We start from the raw sequence: 21,327 nt of genomic DNA, 5'->3' as shown, positions 1-21,327 counted from the left end.
GCTTTGATTGCCGGTTAATTAGAATCTGACCCCAATTTAATCAGCTCCAGGCAATCGGCCAGCACGCGTGGGTCAAAGGCCAGCTCCACATGCGCCAGGCTGGCGACGAAGCGGTTGTCCGCGCCCGCCAGCGTGGCGGCAGCCGGGGGATAGACGGCGTTGTCGCCGTTGCTGTACCAGCACCGGAACAGCGCCCTGCGCGCGGGCGGCTCGTGCGCCGCAAGCTGCTGCACCCAGGGGCCGTGCAGGCGCATCTGCTGGCCGGGGATGCTGCGCGCATGGGCGGCAGGCCAGGTGCCGTGGTGTGGCGAACCAATCGTGACCACGCGGTGCACGCGCGCATCGCCATCGGGCGTGGCGCGCAGCCAGGCGCGTATCGCCAGGCCACCCATGCTGTGGCCGACGATGAGCGGGGCCTGACCGGTGGCCTCGGTGACGCGGCGTACGGCGGCTTCTATGGCTGGCGCGTAATCGTCGATGGAGCCGAAGGCCGGCTCCAGCGTCACGGCGACAAAGGCATGGCCGCGCGCGCGCAGCGGTGCGAACCAGGGCGTCCAGAAGGCCCGGTTGCACAGAAAGCCATGCACCAGCACCACGCCGCGCGGCGCAGGCCTATCGGCCGCACGCGGCGGCAGCCAGTCGGGCACGGCATGCATGCGAAACGGCTGCCACCAGCCAAACACCAGGGCGGCCCAGCGCGACTCGGCCCACCAGGCGCGCAGCAGCCGTGCGGCGCCCAGGCGTGGCGCCGCATCGTGCCGGCAGACCCAGGCCATGAGCAGGAATTGCGGCAGCATGGTCAACCGCGACAGCAGCGGCACGGCCACCAGCCCGGCCAGCGCCAGCGGCACCGAGCGCTGCCAGAAGCCCTGCAGCCAGACCAGCACCAGCACCCCGTGCCAGGCCACCAGCCAGCGCTGCCAGCGCGCGTTCGTCACCGGCTGTCTCCGGAGTGACCAAACATAGGACAAGCCCGGTAGGGCGGCGCGGCGCCCACTTTGACAATGCGTGCGATCTTCACAAGGCTCCTCATGGACAGAATCTGGCTCAAGAATTACCCCCCGGGCGTGCCCCACGATGTTGATGCCGACCAATACCAGTCGGTGGCGCAGATGCTCGACGAGTCCTTTGCGCGCCACGCCGACAGGCCGTTTTCGGTGTGCATGGATCGCTGGCTGAGCTATGGCGCGCTCGACCGCCTGTCCGGCCAGCTGGGCGCCTGGCTGCAGGGCCAGGGCCTGGCGCCGGGCGCGCGCGTGGCCATCATGCTACCCAATGTGCCGCAGTTCGCCGTGACCATGGCGGCCGTGCTGCGCGCCGGCTACACCTGCGTGAACGTGAACCCGCTGTACACCGCGCGCGAGCTGCAGCACCAGCTGCAGGACTCGGGCGCCAGCGCCATCGTGATCCTGGAGAATTTCGCACACACGCTGGCCGAGGTGGTAGAGCACAGCGCCGTGCAGCATGTGGTGATCGCATCGATGGGCGACCTGCTCGGTCCCTGGTACGGGCGCTGGATCAGCTTTGCCGTGCGCCACCTGGCGAAGATGGTGCCCGCCTATGAGCTACCGCTGGCCGGCGGGCGCCAGGTGCTGAGTTTCAAGCGCGCCCTGGCCCTGGGCGCGCGCCGCAGGCTGCGGCCGGCGCAGGTCACGCCCGATACGCCGGCCTTTCTGCAGTACACGGGCGGCACCACCGGGCTGTCCAAGGGCGCGGTGCTGACGCAGCGCAACATCATCGCCGCCACGCTGCAGGCAGAAAGCTGGTTCAGCCCGGCGCTGGCCCGGGTGGGTGACGCCGGTCGCATCAACAGCATCGCCGCGCTGCCGCTGTACCACATCTTCGCCCTCACGCTGTGCCTGCTGGCGCTGCGCCAGGGCTCGCGCCTGACGCTGATTCCCAACCCGCGCGACATACCGAAGTTTGTCGAGGTGCTGAAGAAGCGCCCCTTCCACCTGCTGCCGGCGGTGAACACGCTGTTCAACGCACTGCTGCAGAACGACAGGTTCCGGCAGCTCGATTTTTCGCAGCTCTGCGTCTCCCAGGCCGGCGGCATGGCCGCCAGCGAGTCCACGGCGCAGCAATGGCACAGGCTCACCGGCAGCACCATGATCGAGGGCTGGGGCATGAGCGAGACCTGCGCCATAGGCACCAACAACCCGGTCAACGCCAGCAGCTTCAGCGGCAGCATCGGCCTGCCGCTGCCGGGCATAGACATCGCCATCAAGGACGACGCCGGCGCCAGCCTGGCGACCGGCCAGGCCGGGGAGATCTGCATCCGCGGCCCCAACGTCATGCCCGGCTACTGGAATCAGCCCGAGGAAAACGCGCGCACCTTCACGGCCGACGGCTTCATGCGCACGGGCGACATCGGCATCATGGACGAGGGCGGCTACACGCGCATCGTGGACCGCAAGAAGGACATGATCCTGGTCAGCGGCTTCAACGTCTATCCCAACGAGCTCGAGCAGGTGGTGGCGCTGTGCCCCGGCGTGCTCGAATGCGCGGCCGTGGGCGTGCCCGACGAGGCCCAGGGCGAGGCCATCAAGATCTTCGTCGTGCGCAGCGACCCGGCCCTGACCGAGGACGAGGTGGCGCGCCATTGCCACGACCAGCTGACCGGCTACAAGCGCCCCCGGTACATAGAGTTCCGCGACGAGCTGCCCAAGACCAATGTGGGCAAGATACTGCGGCGCGAACTGCGCGCCCACGCCTGAAATTTTACTATCTATTTAATAGCTGATGCCGCTTACCCATATTGCCCTACCACCAGAAATCATTGTTATGGAGCGCAGCTGGCTGTCGGCCAACAACCTGCTGTTCCTGGGGCGCGACGCCACGGCCCTGGTCGATAGCGGCTATTGCAGCAACGCCGCGCAGACCGTGGCGCTGGTGCAGTCCAGCCTGGGCGGGCGGCCGCTGGATCTGCTGCTCAACACCCATCTGCACAGCGACCATTGCGGTGGCAACGCCGCGCTGCAGGCGCGCTGGCCGGCCGTGCAGACCTGGATCCCACCGGGCCAGTGGGATCAGGTGCAGGACTGGGACCCGGTGGCGCTGAGCTACGCACCCACGGGCCAGGACTGCCCGCGCTTTCGCGCCGAGGCGCGCCTGATGCCCGGCAGCGAGGTGCAGCTCGGAGATCGCGCCTGGCAGGTGCACGCCGCGCCGGGCCACGACAACCACGCCGTGCTGCTGTTCGAGCCGCGCGCACGCCTGCTGATCTCGGGCGACGCGCTATGGGAAAACGGCTTTGGCGTGGTGTTCCCCGAGCTCGACGGTGAAGACGCCTTTGCCGAGGTGGGTGCCACGCTGGATCTGATAGCGCGCCTGCAGCCGCTGACCGTCATCCCCGGCCATGGCGGCGTGTTTGCCGACGTGCCCGAGGCCATCGCGCGCGCGCGCCGGCGCCTGGCGGGCTTCGAGGCCGACCCCGTGAGACATGCCCGCTACGCCGCCAAGGTACTGCTGAAATACAAGCTGCTCGAATGGCAGCAGGCCCCGCTGACCCAGGTCCACGCCTGGCTGGCCGCCACGCCCTATTACGCGCGGCTGCACCAGCGCTACTTTGCCGATCGCATGGCCGGCCAGTGGACAGAGGAGCTGGTGCAGGAACTCATCGCCACCGGCGCCGCGCGACGCGAGGGCGAGACGCTACACAACGCTTGATCGCATTAATTGCGCATTAATTGGGGTCAGATCCATATTTAACCAATTAATTGGAATCTGACCCCAATGAGGCTTTCAGTGCCCGCGCATCTTGGTGCGCAGGCGGGCGATGGCCTGGCTGTGCAGCTGGCAGACGCGCGACTCGGTGACGCCCAGGACGGCGGCGATTTCCTTCAGGTTCATGTCGTGCTCGTAGTACATGCCCATGATGTGCTGCTCGCGTTCGGGCAGCAGCTTGATGGCGGCAACCAGGGCGGCGCGCAGGCGCTGGTCGCGCAGCACGGCCATGGGGTCGGCGTCCTCGTCGGCCGCGTGGCGGTCGAGGAAGCCTTCCTCGCCCTCGTCGCTGCCGCCCATGTCCTCCAGGTACACCAGCTGCGTGCCGCGCACCTTGCCCAGCAGCGACTGGTACTCGTCCAGCTGCATGCCCAGCTCGGCGGCGATCTCGGATTCCAGGGGGCTGCGCCCCAGGCGCTGCTCGACGCGGTGCATGGCCTGCTCGATGTCCTTCTGGCTCTTGCGCGCGCCGCGGCTCATCCAGTCGCCGCCGCGCAGCTCGTCGAGCATGGCGCCGCGGATGCGCTGGCTGGCGAAGGTCTCGAACTGCACGCCCTGCGTGACCTCGTAGCGTGTGAGCGCGTCGGTCAGGCCGATCAGGCCCACCTGTATCAGGTCGTCCAGCTCCACGTTGGGTGGCAGCTTGGCGATCATGTGGTGGGCAATGCGACGCACCAGCGGCATATGCTGGTGAAACATCGCGTCGCGGTTGAGCTGGCCTTTGGCGGTGTACATCGTCTCAGTGGCTCCAGTCCGGGTGCGTGGCCGTGGCGCAGGCGCCGGGCGGCTGCAGCAGGGGCGTGGCGGGGTCCAGGGTGGCGGCATTTTCCAGCAGCTGCAGCGCCAGGCGCTGGATGTCCTGGGCGCGCGCCGCAGCCACGCTGGTGGTGTGGATATGCTGCCCCAGGTGCTGGCGGGCACTGCGCGCCAGCGTGGCCAGGGCCTCGGCGGTCTGGCGCGGCTGCGCCTGGGCGTCAGGCGCCACGATGGCGGCGACCGTGCAGCGCACGCCGGCATGCAGCGCCATATGCTTGAGCTGGCGATAGCTGCGCACCATGCCCTGCGCGCCCGGGCCGGTCATGACCAGGGGCACGCTGGTGCTGCCGTGCAGCAGCGGTGCCAGCTGCTCGGGTGGCGCGTACAGCACCACGGCGGCATAGGCGCGCAGCAGTGGCTGCAGGCGCTGCAGGGCGCCGGCCTGGCCCAGCTCTGCCTGCCCGGCAAGCCAGGCCAGGCCGCGTGCGGCGGGCAGCACGGCCAGGGAGCCGTCGTCGCTCGCGTCGTTCAATGCCTCGGCACCGGGCCAGGGGCGGGCGCCCAGCAGTTGCGCAAGGCCCGGGCTGCGGTGGCTTTCCTGGGCCGTTGCGTCCAGCACCACCACGGGATAGCCCAGGCGCTGCAGGTGCCAGCACAGCTGCCACAGCATCTCCAGCCACGGGCCACCATCGGGCTGGCTGACCACGGGCAACAGGCGCAGCTCGCGCTGCGGCGTGATGCTGTTCAGGCCCATGGCCTGGTGGATGGCGGTGTCAAGCAACATGGGCCAGTCCCTGGTCGTGTGCCGTCTCGGTGGCGGGCGAGAAGAAGAAATTCAGCTCGCCGACCTTGGGGTCGAAGGCCGAGCTGACCTTGCTGCGCATCGAGGTGGCGATCAGCTTGTGCGCGTCGGCCGCCTCCCAGTCCTCGGGCACGCGCTGGCCGTTGGTCACGCCGCGCAGCTCCAGCTGGTGGCGAATCAGCGCGTCCAGCGCCGGGCCGAGCTTCACGGCCTCGTCCACCTTGGACAGGATGGCCTGCTGCGCGCCGCTGGTCTTGAAGGCCGTGAGCACGTCGTCCAGCGTGTCGCCATGGCTGCTGGCGTTGAGCACCAGCAGGCGCTGCACCTCGGGCAGATCCAGCACGTCCAGCAGTTCGCGCTTGCGCGGGTCGCGTGGCGCCACGCCGGTGGTGTCGATCAGCACCATCTTCTTGCCCGCCAGCAGGCCCAGCAGGTCCTGCAGCGCGGCGCGGTCATGCGCCAGGTGCGCCACCACGCCCAGCATGCGGCCGTAGCTGCGCAGCTGCTCGTGCGCGCCGACGCGGTAGGTGTCCAGCGTGATCAGGCCCACGCTGCCGGGGCCGTGAATGCGCGCGCAATGCGCGGCCAGCTTGGCCGCGGTGGTGGTCTTGCCCACGCCGGTGGCGCCGACCATGGCGTAGATGCCGCCCTGCTCGTACAGCGGCTGTGTCTGCGCGTCGGTGCGCAGGTTGCGCTCCAGCACCTCCATGAGCCAGCGCACGGCCTCCGGGGCTTCGATCTGCTCGGGCAGATGCTCCAGCACCGCGCGCGACAGCGCCGGCGAGTAGCCCGCGCGGATCAGCTTGAGCATGAGCTGGGTCTGTATCGGGTTCTGCCGCGCCTGGCCGAGCCAGGTCAGGGTGTTGAAGCGATCTTCGATCAGGTTGCGCATGGACTGCAGCTCCTGCATCAGCTGCTGCTGCCCGGCGCCGGCCGCCAGCGTGGGGGCGGCCTCGGTGCGGCGCGGCGTGAGCTGCTCCGCGCCAAGGGCGGCATGCATGGTGCGCAGCGGGTTGTGGCGCACCACGGGCATGGCCGCGGGTTGGGCGGCTGGCGCCTGCGGCGCGGCTTCGGCGTGGACTTCAAATGCGCGGTTCGGCGCGGGGTTCAGCGGGCGCTCAAACTGTGTCTCGGGCAGGCCGCGCTCCAGCGCGGCGCGCTCAGTCAAGGGCGTGGCACTGCCCGTGCCCTGCAGCGCCTCGTGGCGACGGCGCAGCATGCGCTCGCGCACATAGTCCTGGAACGACAGCGTGCTCATGGCCAGCTGCTCGGTGTCCTTGGCCACGCTGGTGCGCGCCGGTGCGGCGACGGGCGTGGCGGCGGGGCGGGGCTGGTCTTTCAGCCGGCGTTGCGGCTTGCTTGCGGCCAGGTCGTCGGCACGCTGCTGCAGGCGGCTGCCGGGCTCTGCATCGGCGTCGCCCTGCAGGCTGGACGACAGGGTTTCCTCGGCCGTGGCCATCACCTCCACGCCCTCGGCCGTGGGGCGGTTGGACAGGATCAGCGTGCCGTCGCCGAAGGCCATGCGCGCCTTGGCCAGGGCCTCGCGGGCGGTGGGGGCGGTAAAGCGTTTGATGTTCATGACGATGCACCTTGGAGGATGGGGCCGATGCGGATGGTGTGGGTTTCAGGAATCTCGCTGTGCGCCAGCACCTGCAGGCGCGGCGCCACGCGGCGCACCAGACGGGCGATGGGGCTGCGAATCACGTCGGGCACCAGCAGGCAGGCGGGCATGCCCAGTTCCTCCTGCTTGAGCGCCACCTCGGCCGCCTTGTGTGTCAGCAGGTCGGCCACGCCCGGATCCAGCGCCTGGCCATTGGCATTGGAGAGGGCCTGCACCAGCAGGCGCTCCAGCCCGGGTTCGATGGCGATCACGGCAAGCTCGCGCGTCGGTCCGTAGATCTGCTGCACGATGGCCGGTGCCAGGGCAATGCGCACGCGCCGTGCCAGCTCGGCGGGGTCGGTGATGCTGGCGGCATGCTCGGCCAGGGTTTCGATGATGGTGCGGATGTCGCGGATGTGCACGGACTCTTCCAGCAAGAGCTGCAGCACTTTCTGGAACGTCGTGATCGAGACCATCTTGGGAACCACTTCTTCTATGAGCTTGGGGGCCAGCTTGGCCACATGCTCCACGAGCTGCTGCACCTCGGTGCGACTCAGGAGCCTGGCGGCCTGTACTTGCATCAAGTGTGACAAATGGGTGGCCATCACGGTTTCCGGATCAACCACCGTAAAACCCGCCATTTGTGCCGCTTCCTTGTGCCCGGCATCGATCCAGTGCGCCGGCAGGCCGAAGGCCGGGTCGGTGGTGGGCGTGCCAATCAGCGGCGTGGAGATGCCGCCGGGGTTGATGGCCAGGAACATGCCGGGAAAAGCCTCGCCCTCGCCCACCACCACGCCACGCAGCAGCACGCGGTAGCCGCTGGGTTTCAGTTCGAGGTTGTCGCGCACATGCACCGGCGGCGGCAGAAAACCCACCTCTTGGGCAAACTTGCGCCGCACGCCCTTGATGCGCGTGAGCAGGTCGCCCTGGCGGTTCTTGTCCACCAGGGTGATCAGGCGGTAGCCCAGCTCCAGGCCCAGCAGATCCACGGGTTGCAGGTCGTCCCAGCTGGCCTCGCCATCGCCCATGGGGACGGGTGGTGCCTCGGGCTCGACGGCGGCCTGCTTCTGGCGCTGCAGCAGCAGCCAGGCACCCCAGGCCAGGCCGCTGCCGATCACCAGGAACACAGCATGCGGCATGCCCGGTATCACGCCCAGCAGGATCAGCACGCCGGCCGTCACGCCCAGCACGCGCGGCGACATGAACAGCTGCTGCACGATCTGCTGGCCCATGTCCTTTTCCTTGCCCACGCGCGAGACCACCATGGCCGCCGCCACCGAGATCAAGAGGCCCGGAATCTGCGCCACCAGCGCGTCACCCACGGCCAGCAGGATGTAGCTGTTGGCCGCGTCGCCGGCCGACAGGCCGTGCGAGAGCATGCCGATGGCAAAGCCGCCGACGATGTTGATGATCAGGATCAGGATGCCGGCCACCGCGTCGCCGCGTACGAACTTGCTCGCGCCGTCCATGGAGCCGAAGAAGTTGGCCTCCTCCTGCACCTCGGCGCGCCGGCGCTTGGCCTCCTTTTCGTCGATCAGGCCGGCGTTCAGATCGGCGTCCACCGCCATCTGCTTGCCGGGCATGGCGTCCAGCGTGAAGCGCGCCGACACCTCGGCGATGCGCTCCGCGCCCTTGGTGACGACGACGAAGTTGATGACCACCAGGATGGCAAACACGATCAGGCCGACGGCATAGTTGCCGCCGATCAGGAAATGCCCAAACGCCTCGATCACCGCGCCGGCCGCGCCCGGGCCGGTATGGCCCTCCAGCAGCACCACGCGCGTGGAGGCGACGTTCAGCGACAGGCGCATCAGCGTGGTGAGCAGCAGCACCGACGGGAAGGCGGCAAAGTCCAGCGGCCGCAGCATGTAGGCCGCGACCATCATCACCATCAGCGCCACGGCGATGTTCAGCGTGAAAAAGGTGTCCAACAGCCAGGCCGGAATGGGCAGCACCATCAGTGCCAATATGGCTACCACCAGGATGGGCGCCGCCAGGCCCTGCAGGGCCGAGCCATGGGTGCCGGCCCATTGCCGCATGGAGTGGAGCGGGGAGGGCGTGGTCATGTCTTATCCACCGCGTTCAGGGCCGCGCCGGCGTGCCGGGGCTGGTGGTGCGGGTCGAGCTCGGGCGGCACATAGGGGTCGGGCTGCGCGTCCGGCATGCGGCCTTCGCCGCGCAACGCCGCCTTCAGGCGGTAGACATAGGCCAGCACCTGGGCCACGGCCGTGTACAGCTGGGCGGGGATGGGCTGCTCCAGCTCGGCGTGGGCATAGAGGGCACGCGCCAGCATGGGCGACTGCAGCACCGGCACGCTGTGCTGCTGGGCCAGCTCACGAATTCTGAAGGCCAGCAAGTCAGTGCCCTTGGCGATCACCTGGGGTGCGCCCATGCTGGCCTCGTCGTACTTCAGCGCCACGGCGTAGTGCGTGGGGTTCATGACCACGAAGTCGGCCTTGGGCACCGCCGTGATGCTGGCGCGGTCGGCAATCTCGCGCGCCCGCTGGCGCTGCTTGCCCTTGAGCTGCGGGTTGCCGTCGGACTCCTTGTGCTCCTGCTTGACCTCCTCATGGCTCATCTTCAGGCGTTGCTTGAAGAAGAAGGCCTGCAGCGGCACATCGATCACGGCAAACACAAACACCACCAGCAGCAGCAAGGCCACGCCCGAGACGACCCACTGTCCCGCATGGCCCAGCGACAGCGGCGAGGGCTGCAGCACCAGCTGCGCCATCTTCTCCACGCTGTCGCTCATGTAGCGCCAGGCGACAAAGCTCAGGATGGTCGTCATCAGCACCATCTTCGAGACGTTGGTCAGCTGCTGCTTGGAAAACAGGTTGGCAAAGCCCGACAGAGGATTCAACCGGTTGAACTGCGGCGTGATCGGCTTGAGGCTGTAGATCCACCCGCCCGCGCCCACGGCGGCCAGCAGCACGGCGCCGCTGGTCAGCAGCGCAAACGCCAGGCTGGCCAGCACGCCCACGCCGGCAATGGTCTGCAGCCGCTGCAGCATGGTGCCGGTGGCCTGCACCGTGGCGGCGTCAAACACCAGCTGCTGGCGCAGCGCGCGCTGCAGGTATTCCACGAACCAGGGCGCCAGCGTCAGCAGCCCCAGCGCGCCCACGCCCAGGATGGCCAGGTGCGACAAATCCCGCGAGCGCGCGGCCTGGCCGTCGCTGCGCGCCTTCTGCAGCTTGCGCTCGGTTGCGGGGAGTTGTTTGTCTTGGCTGGAGCTCATGGTGGCGTGACTGCTGGGTCACGCCATTGTCGGGAGCAGGGGCAGAAGCTAAAGCCCGAATAAAGGGGCCGGGGCGGCGCTATTCGTGAGGGCTGCGCGGGAATTGCTGGCGCGCATGCACGACGTTGACGATTTCTATGCGCCCGGCCGCGACGCGGTACATGACGATGTAGTTGGGGTGGGCGACGATTTCGCGCAGTCCCGGGGCGCGATCGCTGGAGGGGAACAGGTAGGGGTGTTCCGATAGCGGTAATACGCAGGAGCGCAGCCTGTGCCACATGCTTTCTGCGGCGTTGATGTTGCGTGCCCCGATGTAGTCGGTGATGGCTGCCAGATCGGCGTCTGCCGTCTCCAGCCAGAAAATGGGCAGCATCAGGACGCTTCGCGCTTGGCGCGCTCGCGCAGGCGTTGCAGGCGCTCAGCCATGCGGCGCTCTACTTCATCATGCGGGATCGCGGGCCGCGGGTCGGCCAGGCTGGCGGCGACCTTGGCCTGCAGCCAGGCCGTGTAGCTGGCCTCCTGCTCGGCGCTCTCGAATTCCGAAACCAGAGGGGAATAAGCGGCGTTCATGGGGCACAGTCTATTCCAGCCCCGGCATATAGGCCAACTTGAGTCGCGAGCTGACTCGGACGCATTCCCCGTCTGGACATGGGTATCCACACACCTTTTGTATAGCGTGCCACACAACATGTGCGTGGCCTTGGGGCGGTTTCTCCCTCTCCCCCAAGGGGGCGAGGGAGTTAAAACCGGCGCCAAATATGCGTTGCGCGCTATCGAAAGATGTGTGCATACGATAGCCCGCGATGGTAGAGGGAGAAACTAGCCGCAAGCGCCTCCACACTGCGCCTACACCGGCAGATGGCCAAAATATGGCCGCCTGCGACTCCTGGCGAACCAGCCAAGCCAGCGATCAAAACCCCAGGCTGGCCAGCAAGTCGTCCACCTGCGACTGATCCGTCACCACGTCGGTTCTGGACTCGGCATCCACCACCGGCCCCTGCAGGGCTTCGCTGCGCGGTGCTGCGGCAGGGGCTGGGGCGCTGCCTGCGGGCGCGGTCTGCAGCAGCAGCTGCACCAGCTGTTGCTCAATGGTGCTGGCCAGGTTGACCACGCGCGCAATCACCTGGCCGGTCAGGTCATGAAAGTCCTGGGCCATCATGATTTCGGTCAGGTGGCCGTCGGCCTCCTGGGTCACGCGCTCCACGTCGGTCAGAAAGTTGTAGATCTCGCCCCGGGCCACGGCGGCCACCGGGTCGGCCACCAGCGATGTCACCATGCGCCGTGTTTCGCTGGCGATGTAGTCGTGCTGGGCCTTGGCCTGTTCCACGCGGCCCAGCACCTTCTCGGCCGCCTCGCCGGTCAGGCGGGCGATGTAGGACAGGCGGCTTTGCGCATCGGGCAGCTCGCCCATGCTGCCGCGCAGCGGGTCGGCAAAGCCCAGCTCGTTGAGTGCGGTGTGCAGCTGGCGCGTGAGCGAGCCGATCTTCTGATGCACATCGTCCGTGCCAGTGCTTGCGCCTGCGCCTGTTGCCAGGCCTTGATCCGCCACCTCCATGGTCACAACCCCATTTTCTTGAGGATCAGGCCCACTTTTTCTTCCAGTGTGGCCTTGGTGAAAGGTTTCACAATGTAGCCGGCCGCGCCACCCTGGGCAGCGGCGACGATGTCCTCCTTGCGCGCCTCGGCCGTGACCATCAGCACCGGCAGGTGCTTGAGCTTGTCGTCCTTCTTGATCTCGGCCAGCAGCTGAAAGCCGTTCATGTTCGGCATGTTGATGTCCGAGACCACGAAGTCGAAATGGCTGTTGCGCAGCTTGTTCAGCGCGGCCACGCCGTCCTCGGCCTCGTCGGCTTCGGTATAGCCGCTCTCCTTGAGCAGGTTGCGCACGATGCGGCGCATGGTGGAAAAGTCATCAACGATCAGAAAGCGAAGGGCAGAGGACACAAAGGACCCTTTCGGTGCAAGTGGAGAGGTGATTGTCGTTAAAAAAATCAGTTACAAACAAGTAGTTACTGGTTTTTGGGGGGTTCGCCCACATTGTCAGGCTTTTCGGCACGGCTTTCAGGCGCCGCCAATACCGTGGTTTTCTTGCCCAGCAGCCGCTCCTCGGCCTCGTGCGTGAGTACGGTGATGGTGATGCGCCGGTTCATCGCCGCGCGCGGGCTGTCCGGCTCCAGCAGGTCGCTGGCCGCCAGGCCGACCACGCGGCCCAGCTTGGTGTCGGGCATGCCGGCGGCCACCAGCTCGCGGCGCGAGGCATTCGCCCGGTCGGCCGACAGCTCCCAGTTGCTGTAGCCCCGGTCGCCATTGCCATAGGGCGCGGCGTCGGTATGGCCGGCCAGGCTGATGCGGTTCTCCACGCCCCCTAAGGCCGCACCGATCTCGCGCAGTATGTCGCGCATATAAGGTTTGACCAGCGCGCTGCCGCTGTCGAACATGGGCCGGCTCTGGTCGTCCACGATCTGGATCTGCAGCCCGTCGGGCGTCACGTCGATGCGTATCTGCGAGCGGTATTCGTTGAGCTTGGGGTTGCCCGTAATCATGGCGTCGATCTTGGACTGCAGCGCCTTGATGCGCTGCGCATCCACGCGCGCGCGCTCGGCGCGCACCGTGTCTATGCTGCGCGGGTTGGTGTTGGTGTCCGACTCCGAGCGCCGCACCTGGCCATGCACCTTGGCCAAATCGTTGCCGCCGCCAGGAATGATGCTGGAGCTGTTGCCCGAGCCATCGCCACCCTGCATTGCCACCTTGAGCGGCGAGGCGAAATACGAGGCAATGCCCTGCAGCTCCCCCTTGGCCGTGGAGCCCAGCAGCCACATCAGCAAAAAGAAGGCCATCATGGCCGTCACGAAGTCGGCGTACGCAATCTTCCAGGCGCCGCCATGGGCGGCATGGCCGCCCTTCTTGATGCGCTTGATGATGATGGGCTGGAGCTTCTTCTCGGCCATGGCGCCAGACCCCGCTTACTTCTTGCCCTTGACGTGGTTCTCCAGCTCCGAGAAGCTGGGCCGGTCGCCCGAGAACAGCACCTTGCGGCCAAACTCTATCGCCGTGGCCGGGTTGTAGCCCTGCATGCTGGCCAGCAGCGTGGACTTGATGCAGGCGAACTCCTTTGCCGCGTCCTCGCTCTTTTGCTCCAGCAGGCCGGCCAGCGGCTCCACCACGCCATAGGCCAGCAAGATGCCCAGAAAGGTACCCACCAGGGCCGAGCCGATCATGCCCCCCAGCACGGCCGGCGGCTGGCCCACCGAGCCCATGGTGTTCACCACACCCAACACGGCGGCCACGATACCGAAGGCCGGCAGCGCGCCGGCCAGGCGGGTCAGGGCGGCCACGGGGGCATGCGCCTCCTGGTGATGGGTGTCGATCTCGCTGTCCATCAGCGACTCGATCTCGTGTGCGTTCAGGTTGCCCGAGACCATCATGCGCAGGTAGTCGGTGGTGAACTCAATCACATGGTGATCCGAGCCCACGGTGGGAAATTTCTTGAAGATCTCCGAATCCTTGGGCGACTCCACGTCCGCCTCGATGGCCATCAACCCCTCTTTGCGCGCCTTCTGCAGGATTTCATAGAGCATTGCCAGCAGCTCCATGTAGCGCGCCTTGGTGTACTTGCCACCCTTGAACAGCTGCGGCAGCGCGCCCATGGTGGCCTTGAGCACCTTGGGCTGGTTGTTGATGATGAACGCCCCCGCCGCCGCGCCGCCGATGGTGATCATTTCAAAGGGCAGCGCCTCCAGCACCACCTTGATGTTCCCGCCATGGGCGATGAAAACACCGAAGATGCAGCCGAAGGTGATGAGGTAGCCGAGGATGACGAACATGGTGGATCCGGGTTGCTATGGCAGCCTTGGGTCAAGGGTGGCAGGCATACCCTGTATGAGGGATGTACTGTATCTGATTGTGAATCTGGTCAAGGCATGGGGAAGCGCATGGCCGATGCCTCAAAGAGTGCCTGCTGCCGATACGGCCGCCAGGCCGCTCAACCCTTGAGCAGGGACAGCACGCCCTGCGGAATCTGGTTCGCCTGGGCCACCATGGCCGTGCCGGCCTGCTGCAGGATCTGGGTGCGTGACAGGTTGGCGGTTTCCTGGGCAAAGTCCGCATCCTGGATGCGGCTGCGCGAGGCGGACATGTTCTCCGACGACGTGTTCAGGTTGGCGATGGCCGTCTCAAAGCGTGCCTGCAGTGCGCCAAAGCTGGCACGCTGGCCGTTCACGGCGGCCAGGGCGGAGTCGATGATCTTCAGGGCCTTGGTGGAGCCGTCCACGGTGGAGACGTCGATGGTGTTCACTGAGTTGAGCGTCGAAGCTGTGGCGGTCACCGGCGGTGTGCCTCCAAGGTTGCCGATGGAGAAGCCCTTGTCCGAATTCATCTCCAGATAGCCGCGCGCAGTAGCAAAACCACCTGCTGGTGCCGCCGCCACGCCGGGCACAAAGGTCGAGGTGCCCGAAGTGGCGGAGGCTGCGGCATCGTAGGCGCCCAGGGAGATAGTGTTGCCCGCAGCGGAATTGTTCTGAACCTGGATGTCGGCGCCCGACTCGTTGATCAGCACCACGCCATTGCCATTGGCATTGAGCTTGGCCGTGATGCCGGTCTGCGACGACGCGTCGTTGAAGGCCTTGATGCTCTCCGCCAGGCCCGCCGCAGTGGCGCCCGCAGCGCTGACGCTGAAGGTCACGTTGGCGGCCGTGCTGTTGTCGCCCTTGACGGCCAGGGAGTAGGAGCCGCCGGCGGCAAAGTTGCTCAGCTCGACCTGGTTGCGCGCCGTGGCGCTCACCCCCGTGGCCTCCGTCAATGCATTGATCTTGGCCGCGGCCGTCGCCATGGTGTCCGTGGCCGTCAGGGTCACGGTCTTGGTCTGCAGCCCCGCCACGTCGAAGGTACCGGTCAGGGCGGTGGGTGCCGCTGCTGCTGTGACGACGATAGGCGCCGACTGCTTGAGCTGCGTGCCATAGGTAGCAGTGCGAAAGTTGCCGGTGGTGGCAGTGATGGTCTGGTTGGCATTCGCCCCCACCTGGAAGGTGGCTGAGCCGAACGAGCCATCCAGCAGCTTTTGGCCGTTGAACTCGGTGGTCACGGCCATGCGATCCAGCTCCGACAGCAGCTGCCCGACCTCGGCCTGGATGGCCTTGCGGTCGCTGGCCGAGTTGGTGGCGTTGGCCGACTGCACCGACAGTTCGCGGACGCGCTGCAGGATGTTGCCGGCGCCGGCCAGGGCGCTTTCTGCCACCTGCGACAGCGAGATGCCGTCGTTGGCGTTGCGCGCCGCCTGGTTCAGGCCGCGGATCTGGGCCGTGAAGCGCTCGGAGATCGCCAGGCCCGCCGCGTCGTCCTTGGCGCTGTTGATGCGCAGGCCCGACGACAGGCGCTGGATGGAGGTATTGAGCGACCCCTGGCTCACGCCCAGGTTGCGCTGGGCGGTGAGCGAGGCGACGTTGGTGTTGATCGTGGATGCCATGGCGGAACTCCTGCGTGGCTGGGTAAAAGTGTGGTTGCCGGCTCAGGCCTTGCTCCAGCGGCCGACTTTGCGGGAACGATGGGGTGATTGTGGGCAGCTGCCGCCGCCGCGTTGGCTGGATAAACGGCGCAAAAGCCGCCCAATCCGCCGATTCGACCGGACGCCCCTAAAGTTTTTCGGCCACAACCCGAAAACACATTCAACGGGCCGTTTGAAACAAGAAGTGACGACCCGCCGTTCAACAGGCAGCCTGGGTGGCACTGTGAACGCTGTGGCCAGAAGGTTCTGGGCCCAGTTGGCGGCAACGCCATATCCAATCGGTACTTTTCAGGAGATTTGCCATGGCTTCCACCATCAATACCAACGTCGCCTCGCTCACCGCCCAGCGCAACCTGGGCATCAGCCAGAATTCGCTCAACACCTCCATCCAGCGCCTGTCGTCGGGCCTGCGCATCAACAGCGCCAAGGACGACGCCGCCGGCCTGGCGATTTCGGAGCGCTTCACCAGCCAGATCCGCGGCCTGAACCAGGCGGTGCGCAACGCCAACGACGGCATCTCGTTGGCGCAGACGGCAGAAGGCGCGCTCAAGAGCACTGGCGACATCCTGCAGCGTGTGCGTGAACTGTCGGTGCAGTCGGCCAACGCCACCAACAGCGCCGGCGATCGCAAGGCCATACAGGCCGAAGTGGGCCAGTTGCTGTCGGAAATGGATCGTATCTCGCAGACCACTGAGTTCAACGGCCAGAAGTTGCTCGACGGCTCGTTCGGCTCGGCCACCTTCCAGGTGGGAGCGAATGCCAATCAGACCATCACCGCCACCACGGGTAACTTCCGTACCACTACCTACGGCGCGCAGCTGAAATCTTCGGCCAGCGTTCCGGCTGGCACGGCGGTTCCTGCTACCGCAGCAGCAACGGTGATCGTGAATGGCCTGCAAAGCAAGACCTTGAACGTGGATGCGGCTGATACCGCTGCCAAGATTGCCGCCACGGTCAACGGTGCCGCTGAATCCACGGGCGTGACAGCCTCAGCGCGCAATGTGTCGGAATTCAAGATCACGACGGCTGGTGCCGTGTCGCTGGCCATCAAGGGGGATAACACCACCACCGCCGCCAATATTTCCTTCTCAACTACTTCCGCGACGGATCTGGCCGAAGGGGTGAAGGCCTTCAATGACGTGTCTTCGCAGACCGGCATTACTGCCAAGCTCAACAGTGCAGGGGATGGCGTGATCCTGACGAACGAAGCGGGTGCGGACATCCAGATCACTAACAACTCGACTGCGGCTGCCGTGTCGCTGGCGGCCCAGGATGCCACGGCAAACACCCTGACATTCAGCACTGCACAGGCAACTGCTGCTGGCGCCACAGCAGTCTCGCGTGGCACTGTGGAGTTCAACTCTGACAAGGGGTTCTCAATGGGCGGTACGTCTGCGTATGTGGCGGCCGGCAATTCCTCTTTGAAGTCTGTTAATCAGATCGACGTCTCTACCGTCGAGGGCTCCACCAAGGCCCTGAAGATCATTGACTCGGCCCTGGCCGCAGTGAATGGCCAGCGCGCCAGCTTCGGTGCCCTGCAGTCGCGCTTCGAGACGGCGGTGAACAACCTGCAGACCTCGGGCGAGAACATGTCGGCCTCGCGCAGCCGCATCCAGGATGCCGACTTCGCGTCCGAGACCGCCAACCTGTCGCGCTCGCAGATCCTGCAGCAGGCCGGCACCGCCATGGTGGCCCAGGCCAACCAGCTGCCCCAGGGCGTGCTGTCGCTGCTGCGTTGATGCAGGGCCAGGGGCTGCGCCGCCAAGGCCCGGCCCCGGCAACCACCCCGGGCGCGGTGGCGAGGCTTCTCGCCGCCGCATTGCGCTTTGTGGGGCGGCATTGCCCTGGGCGCTACGCGGGAGATTGGCGGCCTTATGCCGCCTTATTCGCGGCGCTGCAGGCCAGCGCAGGTGTAACAATTTCGGCTGTTGCGGCAGTGTATTACGGAGGTAGGTCATGGCAAGTTTTTCATCGATAGGTATCGGCCTGGGCGGCGGCGTCGATGTGAATGCGCTGATCAAGGCCTCGGTCGATGCGGTCAAGCTGCCGATCACCAAGACCGGCGGCCTGCAGCAGCAGGCGGCCATCACCAATGCCAAGGTGTCGGCGTTTGGCAACTTCAAGTCGCTGGTGTCGGCGCTGGGCGAGGCGGCCGACAAGCTGACCAGCGTGACCGGCTGGAATGGCGTCAAGGCCAGCTCGTCGAGCGCCGAGTCGGTGTCGGTCAGCGCCGTGGGCGGAGCGGCGGCCACCTCGTTCAGCGTGCAGGTGCAAAACCTGGCGTCGGCGCAGTCGTCGATCTCGGCGGCTTTGACGCCGGCCAAGCAGCCGGTGGGCGCGGGTACGCTCAAGTTTGAAATTGGCAGCTGGGCAGGCGACCCCAAAACCTTTACCGCCGGCACCGAAAAGGCCGTGGACATCGAGGTCAGCGCCACCGACACCCTGGCCGACGTGGCCGGCAAGATCAACGGCGCCAAGGCCGGCGTGACGGCCACGGTGCTCAACGACGGCACGGGCGAACGCCTGATGCTGCGCAGCAACACCACCGGCGAGTCGGCCGGTTATCGGCTAAGCGCCACCGACGCCGACGGCGTGCACGACGACGCGGCCGGCCTGTCGCGCCTGGTGGCCGGCGGCACGACCGAATACGCCAAGAACGCCAACGCCACCGTCAACGGCATTGCCGTCAGTTCGCAGACCAACGCCTTTGCCGACGCGGTGGCGGGCGTGACCTTTACGGCCGCGAAGGTGACGACCGAGGCGGTGACGATCACGGTGCAGAAGGACGATTCGTCGGTCAAGAAAAACGTCGAGGCGTTCGTGAAGGCCTACAACGCCGTCAACAGCGCGCTCAACGAGTCGATGCAGTACGACAAGGCCACCAAGACGGCCGGCCTGCTGCAGGGCGACGCCACGGCGGTGACGCTGCAAAACACGCTGCGCATGGCGCTGCAGGCGGTGGGCGATTCGGGGGCGCTGAAGAATCTGTCGTCGGTCGGCGTGATCTCGGCCGGCGGCCTGGGCGCGGGCAACGTCAACCCCGACGGCTCGCTGGAGCTGAACGCCACCAAGTTCGACGCGGCCATGAAGAACCCGCAGGCGGTCAAGGAGTTCTTTCGCGGCGTCGACGACGGCGCCAAGGACGACGGCTTTGCCGAAAAACTCAAGGGTGTGACCGACAAGCTGCTGGCCAGCGACGGTTTTTTTGCCAGCAAGACCAAGACCTACGACAACGCCCTCAAGCGCAACACGCAAGAGATCCAGCGCGTCACAGACCGGGCCGAGCGGCTGGAAAAAAGCCTGACGCAGCGCTACACGGCGCTGGACACCAAGATGTCGTCGCTGAACGCCCTCAACACCTATATCTCGCAGCAGGTCACCACCTGGAACAAATCCTAGTGCCCCACGGCTTCAGTTTCTTGGCCGAATGCCGATAAATTGAATAGCACCAAGCCCAAGGACAACCGCCATGTTCAGCAATTTCAGCCCCCGCGCCGCCGCGGCGTATCAGCGCATCAACGTCGAAACCAGCATGCACACGATAGACCAGCATCAGCTGGTCAGTCTGTTGTACGAGGGCGTGCTCGGCGCCATTGCCACGGCCCGCGGCGCGCTGGCGCGCGGCGATGTATCGACCAAATGCAACAGCGTCGCCAAGGCCGTGCGCATTTTGGAGGAGGGTCTGATGACGGCGTTGGATCGCAACGCCGGTGGTGCCCTGGCCGAGAACCTGGGCGCGGTCTACGAATACAGCCTGCGCCGCCTGATCCAGGCCAACGCGCGTAACGACGACGCCATGCTGCAGGAGGTGGCGCGCCTGATAGCGCCAATTGCACAAGGCTGGAAAGACATGAAGAATACCAACGAAGTGGCCAACGACATGCTGCAACCCGCACTGGTGGAGGCCTGAGAAATGCCCGAAATGCTCATCGACTACTACAAGGCCATCGAAAACAGCAGCGCCAAGATGCTGGAGGCCGCGCGCCTGAAGGACTGGGACGAGGTAGTGCGCTACGAGGGCGCCTGTGCAGTGCTGATAGAGCAGCTGCGCTACCGCGCGCAGAACGAGGATCTGGAGCCCGAGCAGCGCAAGGAGAAGACGCGCATCATGCAGCGCATATTGCGCAACGACGCGCAGATCCGCATCCTGGCCGAGCCCTGGCTGGCGCAGTTTGACCATGTGCTGGAAGGCCAGCCCCAGGTGCTGCATTGACGGGTGCGGCGGCGTGGTGGCGCCGCGTGCAAGGTACCCCAAGGCAGTGAGCCGGCGCCGTGAGGTGGCCGGCTCTTTTTCTTTGTGCTCCCGGCCGGTGGCCGGCTTAGGTTCAACCGGTTGAGGTCGTCGCACTGGTGTCGGGAGGCGGCTCGTCGAGGACAGTCAGCCAGTCGGTGAGCTGCAGATCGGTGATTCGAGAAAACTCGCCCACGTTGGCCGTGACCAGCACGCATTCATGGGCCAGGGCCTGGGCGGCGATCAGCATGTCGTTGGGGCCGATGGGGCGGCCCGACTGCTCCAGTGCCCAGCGCAGTTGCGCGTAGGTTGTATCGGCGGGCATGTCCAGCGGCAGCACTTCGATGGCCGACAAAATGGCGTGCACCTGGTGCGAGAGCCGGGCGGAGCCGCGCTTGGCGGCGCCAAAGCGCAGTTCGGCCGCCACGATGATGGATGTGCATACGGCGGCCTCGCCGACGGCCGCAATCTTGCGGGCCACGATGCCTTGCGGGTGCCGCACCAAGTCAGAGAGGACGTTGGTGTCCAGCAAGTAGCGCGGCGCGCTCATAGCTTGATGTCGTCCAGCGCTTGCAAGCCGGAATCCAGGTCATCCGGCCAATCTTCTTCCAGTGGAGCAAGGGCCGCCAGCGTGGCCAGCAGCCCCTGCTTGCGCACGGGTTCGATCACCAGGCGACCGTCTTCTCTTCGCATGATGGCGTCTTGCGCGTCCAGCTCGAATTCACGGGGGATGCGCACGGCCTGATTGCGCCCGTTGCGAAACAGGCGGACATGGCGTTCGGCAAACATGTTCTTTTCCTCCATTTGAATTGGCATATGCCAAAGCATATGCTTGGAGTGACTTCAGGTCAAATCTGGGCAGGACATGCGCCCGCGGTGGAAATAGTCTCCCGGGCCGCGCGCCCCAGCCCGCCGGTACGGGGGCTTTCATGAAAACGGATGTTGTGCCCGTCAATAAGGCGCCATGCGCTATCAAATAAATAGTAATGTGATGCCGCAATAGCGTCACACCTGCATGTTCATGATGTCCGTATAGGCCTGCACCATGCGGTTACGCACATGCAGCGTGGCCTGAAAGCCCACCTGCGCCTTCTGCATGGCGACCATGGTTTCCTCGATGCTGACCCTGGGGTTCTCCAGCTGCACCTCGCGCTGCAGGTCGCTGGCGCGGTCTTGCGCGGCGCTGACGGATTGCAGGGCGTTCTTGAACGCGGATGAAAAACCCACCTCTTGCGTGCCGGGCTGCGGCGCCGTCACGCGGCGCGCCAGCTGGGTGCTGGTCAGCGGGTTCGGGGTGCTGTTGATGCGCAGGTCCATGGCCGGTCGGTGGAGGGTTGGGGCGATGGTGCAATCCTAGGGCGCCACCCGGGCCGCGGCCGTGCGAAAAGATGGCCAAAGGGCGGGCTTATCCAGCGAACGGCATCGCGGCCGACTTCAATAATCGCAGCACGGCCAGAGTCCCGCCTGGCGCCCGCCC

Annotated in this window: 22 protein-coding genes; 6 read left to right on the top strand and 16 right to left on the bottom strand. The window is 66.2% G+C overall.

The features are described 5' to 3' along the window. Window positions 1-14: 14 nt before the first annotated feature. Window positions 15-938, bottom strand: a complete 924-nt coding sequence (locus tag P4826_RS10220; RefSeq protein ID WP_317700309.1) for an esterase/lipase family protein — start codon at window positions 936-938, stop codon at window positions 15-17. Window positions 939-1,031: 93 nt separating this feature from the next. Between P4826_RS10220 and P4826_RS10215 the strand changes: the two genes are divergently transcribed. Both P4826_RS10215 and P4826_RS10210 read left to right on the top strand, forming a co-directional pair. After that, complete coding sequence (locus tag P4826_RS10215) at window positions 1,032-2,717, top strand: AMP-binding protein (protein ID WP_317700308.1); 1,686 nt, start codon at window positions 1,032-1,034, stop codon at window positions 2,715-2,717. 25 nt (window positions 2,718-2,742) lie between these two features. After that, window positions 2,743-3,669 (top strand): MBL fold metallo-hydrolase, encoded by a 927-nt coding sequence (locus P4826_RS10210; RefSeq protein ID WP_317700307.1) that lies wholly within the window; start codon window positions 2,743-2,745, stop codon window positions 3,667-3,669. A gap of 75 nt (window positions 3,670-3,744) precedes the next feature. On the opposite strand, the gene P4826_RS10205 is transcribed toward P4826_RS10210, so the two are convergent. From P4826_RS10205 to P4826_RS10150, 12 genes are all read right to left on the bottom strand, one after another. Next, the gene (locus P4826_RS10205) at window positions 3,745-4,461 is read right to left on the bottom strand and encodes an RNA polymerase sigma factor FliA (RefSeq protein ID WP_317700306.1); all 717 of its coding nucleotides are present in this window, start codon (window positions 4,459-4,461) and stop codon (window positions 3,745-3,747) included. A gap of 4 nt (window positions 4,462-4,465) precedes the next feature. Beyond that, window positions 4,466-5,266, bottom strand: a complete 801-nt coding sequence (locus P4826_RS10200) for a hypothetical protein (RefSeq protein WP_317700305.1) — start codon at window positions 5,264-5,266, stop codon at window positions 4,466-4,468. Next, entirely contained in the window at window positions 5,256-6,863 is a 1,608-nt protein-coding gene (gene flhF, locus P4826_RS10195; RefSeq protein ID WP_317700304.1) for a flagellar biosynthesis GTPase FlhF, read from the bottom strand. The genes P4826_RS10200 and flhF overlap by 11 nt, the downstream gene beginning before the upstream one ends. Beyond that, window positions 6,860-8,950 carry a flagellar biosynthesis protein FlhA gene (flhA, locus tag P4826_RS10190; RefSeq protein ID WP_317700303.1) on the bottom strand — a complete coding sequence of 697 codons (2,091 nt, stop codon included), beginning with the start codon at window positions 8,948-8,950 and terminating at the stop codon, window positions 6,860-6,862. Before flhA ends, flhF begins: the two co-directional genes overlap by 4 nt. Next, window positions 8,947-10,119, bottom strand: coding sequence for an EscU/YscU/HrcU family type III secretion system export apparatus switch protein (locus P4826_RS10185; RefSeq protein ID WP_317700302.1), 1,173 nt, complete (start codon window positions 10,117-10,119; stop codon window positions 8,947-8,949). Before P4826_RS10185 ends, flhA begins: the two co-directional genes overlap by 4 nt. Window positions 10,120-10,198: 79 nt before the next feature. Next, window positions 10,199-10,492, bottom strand: a complete 294-nt coding sequence (locus tag P4826_RS10180) for a type II toxin-antitoxin system RelE/ParE family toxin (protein WP_317700301.1) — start codon at window positions 10,490-10,492, stop codon at window positions 10,199-10,201. Next, window positions 10,492-10,689, bottom strand: a complete 198-nt coding sequence (gene relB, locus P4826_RS10175; protein WP_317700300.1) for a type II toxin-antitoxin system RelB family antitoxin — start codon at window positions 10,687-10,689, stop codon at window positions 10,492-10,494. Before relB ends, P4826_RS10180 begins: the two co-directional genes overlap by 1 nt. Before the next feature lie 340 nt (window positions 10,690-11,029). After that, window positions 11,030-11,674 carry a protein phosphatase CheZ gene (locus P4826_RS10170; protein ID WP_317700299.1) on the bottom strand — a complete coding sequence of 215 codons (645 nt, stop codon included), beginning with the start codon at window positions 11,672-11,674 and terminating at the stop codon, window positions 11,030-11,032. Window positions 11,675-11,676: 2 nt separating this feature from the next. Continuing rightward, window positions 11,677-12,063, bottom strand: coding sequence for a chemotaxis response regulator CheY (gene cheY, locus P4826_RS10165; protein ID WP_317700298.1), 387 nt, complete (start codon window positions 12,061-12,063; stop codon window positions 11,677-11,679). A 65-nt stretch (window positions 12,064-12,128) separates the two neighbouring features. Beyond that, the gene (gene motB, locus P4826_RS10160; protein WP_317700297.1) at window positions 12,129-13,067 is read right to left on the bottom strand and encodes a flagellar motor protein MotB; all 939 of its coding nucleotides are present in this window, start codon (window positions 13,065-13,067) and stop codon (window positions 12,129-12,131) included. 15 nt (window positions 13,068-13,082) lie between these two features. Beyond that, complete coding sequence (gene motA / locus P4826_RS10155) at window positions 13,083-13,943, bottom strand: flagellar motor stator protein MotA (protein WP_317700296.1); 861 nt, start codon at window positions 13,941-13,943, stop codon at window positions 13,083-13,085. 158 nt (window positions 13,944-14,101) lie between these two features. Next, window positions 14,102-15,580 (bottom strand): flagellin N-terminal helical domain-containing protein, encoded by a 1,479-nt coding sequence (locus P4826_RS10150; protein ID WP_317700295.1) that lies wholly within the window; start codon window positions 15,578-15,580, stop codon window positions 14,102-14,104. A 341-nt stretch (window positions 15,581-15,921) separates the two neighbouring features. On the opposite strand from P4826_RS10150, the gene P4826_RS10145 reads away from it, so the two are divergent. The 4 genes from P4826_RS10145 (at window position 15,922) to P4826_RS10130 (ending at window position 19,832) form a co-directional block, all read left to right on the top strand. After that, on the top strand, window positions 15,922-17,358 hold the full coding sequence (locus P4826_RS10145; RefSeq protein ID WP_317700294.1) for a flagellin N-terminal helical domain-containing protein: 1,437 nt from the start codon (window positions 15,922-15,924) through the stop codon (window positions 17,356-17,358). 217 nt (window positions 17,359-17,575) lie between these two features. After that, window positions 17,576-19,018: a flagellar filament capping protein FliD gene (gene fliD / locus P4826_RS10140; RefSeq protein WP_317700293.1), complete on the top strand. Its 1,443-nt coding sequence runs from the start codon at window positions 17,576-17,578 to the stop codon at window positions 19,016-19,018. A gap of 70 nt (window positions 19,019-19,088) precedes the next feature. Further along, window positions 19,089-19,529 (top strand): flagellar export chaperone FliS, encoded by a 441-nt coding sequence (gene fliS / locus P4826_RS10135; RefSeq protein ID WP_317700292.1) that lies wholly within the window; start codon window positions 19,089-19,091, stop codon window positions 19,527-19,529. Window positions 19,530-19,532: 3 nt separating this feature from the next. Continuing rightward, window positions 19,533-19,832 carry a flagellar protein FliT gene (locus P4826_RS10130; protein ID WP_317700291.1) on the top strand — a complete coding sequence of 100 codons (300 nt, stop codon included), beginning with the start codon at window positions 19,533-19,535 and terminating at the stop codon, window positions 19,830-19,832. A 112-nt stretch (window positions 19,833-19,944) separates the two neighbouring features. Here the strand turns inward: P4826_RS10130 and P4826_RS10125 are convergent, their stop codons facing one another. The 3 genes from P4826_RS10125 to fliE form a co-directional block, all read right to left on the bottom strand. Next, complete coding sequence (locus P4826_RS10125; RefSeq protein WP_317700290.1) at window positions 19,945-20,400, bottom strand: type II toxin-antitoxin system VapC family toxin; 456 nt, start codon at window positions 20,398-20,400, stop codon at window positions 19,945-19,947. Continuing rightward, window positions 20,397-20,639, bottom strand: a complete 243-nt coding sequence (locus P4826_RS10120) for an antitoxin (RefSeq protein WP_317700289.1) — start codon at window positions 20,637-20,639, stop codon at window positions 20,397-20,399. The genes P4826_RS10125 and P4826_RS10120 overlap by 4 nt, the downstream gene beginning before the upstream one ends. Before the next feature lie 216 nt (window positions 20,640-20,855). Continuing rightward, on the bottom strand, window positions 20,856-21,167 hold the full coding sequence (fliE, locus tag P4826_RS10115; RefSeq protein ID WP_317700288.1) for a flagellar hook-basal body complex protein FliE: 312 nt from the start codon (window positions 21,165-21,167) through the stop codon (window positions 20,856-20,858). Between the last annotated feature and the right edge of the window lie 160 nt (window positions 21,168-21,327).

The sequence above is a fragment of the Diaphorobacter limosus genome (assembly GCF_033100095.1).
Classification (GTDB): Bacteria; Pseudomonadota; Gammaproteobacteria; order Burkholderiales; family Burkholderiaceae_C; genus Alicycliphilus; species Alicycliphilus limosus.
This window is presented reverse-complemented; position numbering and strand designations above follow the sequence as displayed.

What these genes read in the sequence shown, in the direction of transcription:
- P4826_RS10215 (WP_317700308.1), top strand. Translation starts at nt 1,032, where the DNA reads ATGGACAGAATCTGGCTCAAGAATTACCCCCCGGGCGTGCCCCACGAT.
- P4826_RS10210 (WP_317700307.1), top strand. Translation starts at nt 2,743, where the DNA reads ATGCCGCTTACCCATATTGCCCTACCACCAGAAATCATTGTTATGGAG.
- P4826_RS10205 (WP_317700306.1), bottom strand. Translation starts at nt 4,461, where the DNA reads ATGTACACCGCCAAAGGCCAGCTCAACCGCGACGCGATGTTTCACCAG.
- P4826_RS10200 (WP_317700305.1), bottom strand. Translation starts at nt 5,266, where the DNA reads ATGTTGCTTGACACCGCCATCCACCAGGCCATGGGCCTGAACAGCATC.
- flhF (WP_317700304.1), bottom strand. Translation starts at nt 6,863, where the DNA reads ATGAACATCAAACGCTTTACCGCCCCCACCGCCCGCGAGGCCCTGGCC.
- flhA (WP_317700303.1), bottom strand. Translation starts at nt 8,950, where the DNA reads ATGACCACGCCCTCCCCGCTCCACTCCATGCGGCAATGGGCCGGCACC.
- P4826_RS10185 (WP_317700302.1), bottom strand. Translation starts at nt 10,119, where the DNA reads ATGAGCTCCAGCCAAGACAAACAACTCCCCGCAACCGAGCGCAAGCTG.
- P4826_RS10180 (WP_317700301.1), bottom strand. Translation starts at nt 10,492, where the DNA reads ATGCTGCCCATTTTCTGGCTGGAGACGGCAGACGCCGATCTGGCAGCC.
- relB (WP_317700300.1), bottom strand. Translation starts at nt 10,689, where the DNA reads ATGAACGCCGCTTATTCCCCTCTGGTTTCGGAATTCGAGAGCGCCGAG.
- P4826_RS10170 (WP_317700299.1), bottom strand. Translation starts at nt 11,674, where the DNA reads ATGGAGGTGGCGGATCAAGGCCTGGCAACAGGCGCAGGCGCAAGCACT.
- motB (WP_317700297.1), bottom strand. Translation starts at nt 13,067, where the DNA reads ATGGCCGAGAAGAAGCTCCAGCCCATCATCATCAAGCGCATCAAGAAG.
- motA (WP_317700296.1), bottom strand. Translation starts at nt 13,943, where the DNA reads ATGTTCGTCATCCTCGGCTACCTCATCACCTTCGGCTGCATCTTCGGT.
- P4826_RS10150 (WP_317700295.1), bottom strand. Translation starts at nt 15,580, where the DNA reads ATGGCATCCACGATCAACACCAACGTCGCCTCGCTCACCGCCCAGCGC.
- P4826_RS10145 (WP_317700294.1), top strand. Translation starts at nt 15,922, where the DNA reads ATGGCTTCCACCATCAATACCAACGTCGCCTCGCTCACCGCCCAGCGC.
- fliD (WP_317700293.1), top strand. Translation starts at nt 17,576, where the DNA reads ATGGCAAGTTTTTCATCGATAGGTATCGGCCTGGGCGGCGGCGTCGAT.
- fliS (WP_317700292.1), top strand. Translation starts at nt 19,089, where the DNA reads ATGTTCAGCAATTTCAGCCCCCGCGCCGCCGCGGCGTATCAGCGCATC.
- P4826_RS10130 (WP_317700291.1), top strand. Translation starts at nt 19,533, where the DNA reads ATGCCCGAAATGCTCATCGACTACTACAAGGCCATCGAAAACAGCAGC.
- P4826_RS10125 (WP_317700290.1), bottom strand. Translation starts at nt 20,400, where the DNA reads ATGAGCGCGCCGCGCTACTTGCTGGACACCAACGTCCTCTCTGACTTG.
- P4826_RS10120 (WP_317700289.1), bottom strand. Translation starts at nt 20,639, where the DNA reads ATGTTTGCCGAACGCCATGTCCGCCTGTTTCGCAACGGGCGCAATCAG.
- fliE (WP_317700288.1), bottom strand. Translation starts at nt 21,167, where the DNA reads ATGGACCTGCGCATCAACAGCACCCCGAACCCGCTGACCAGCACCCAG.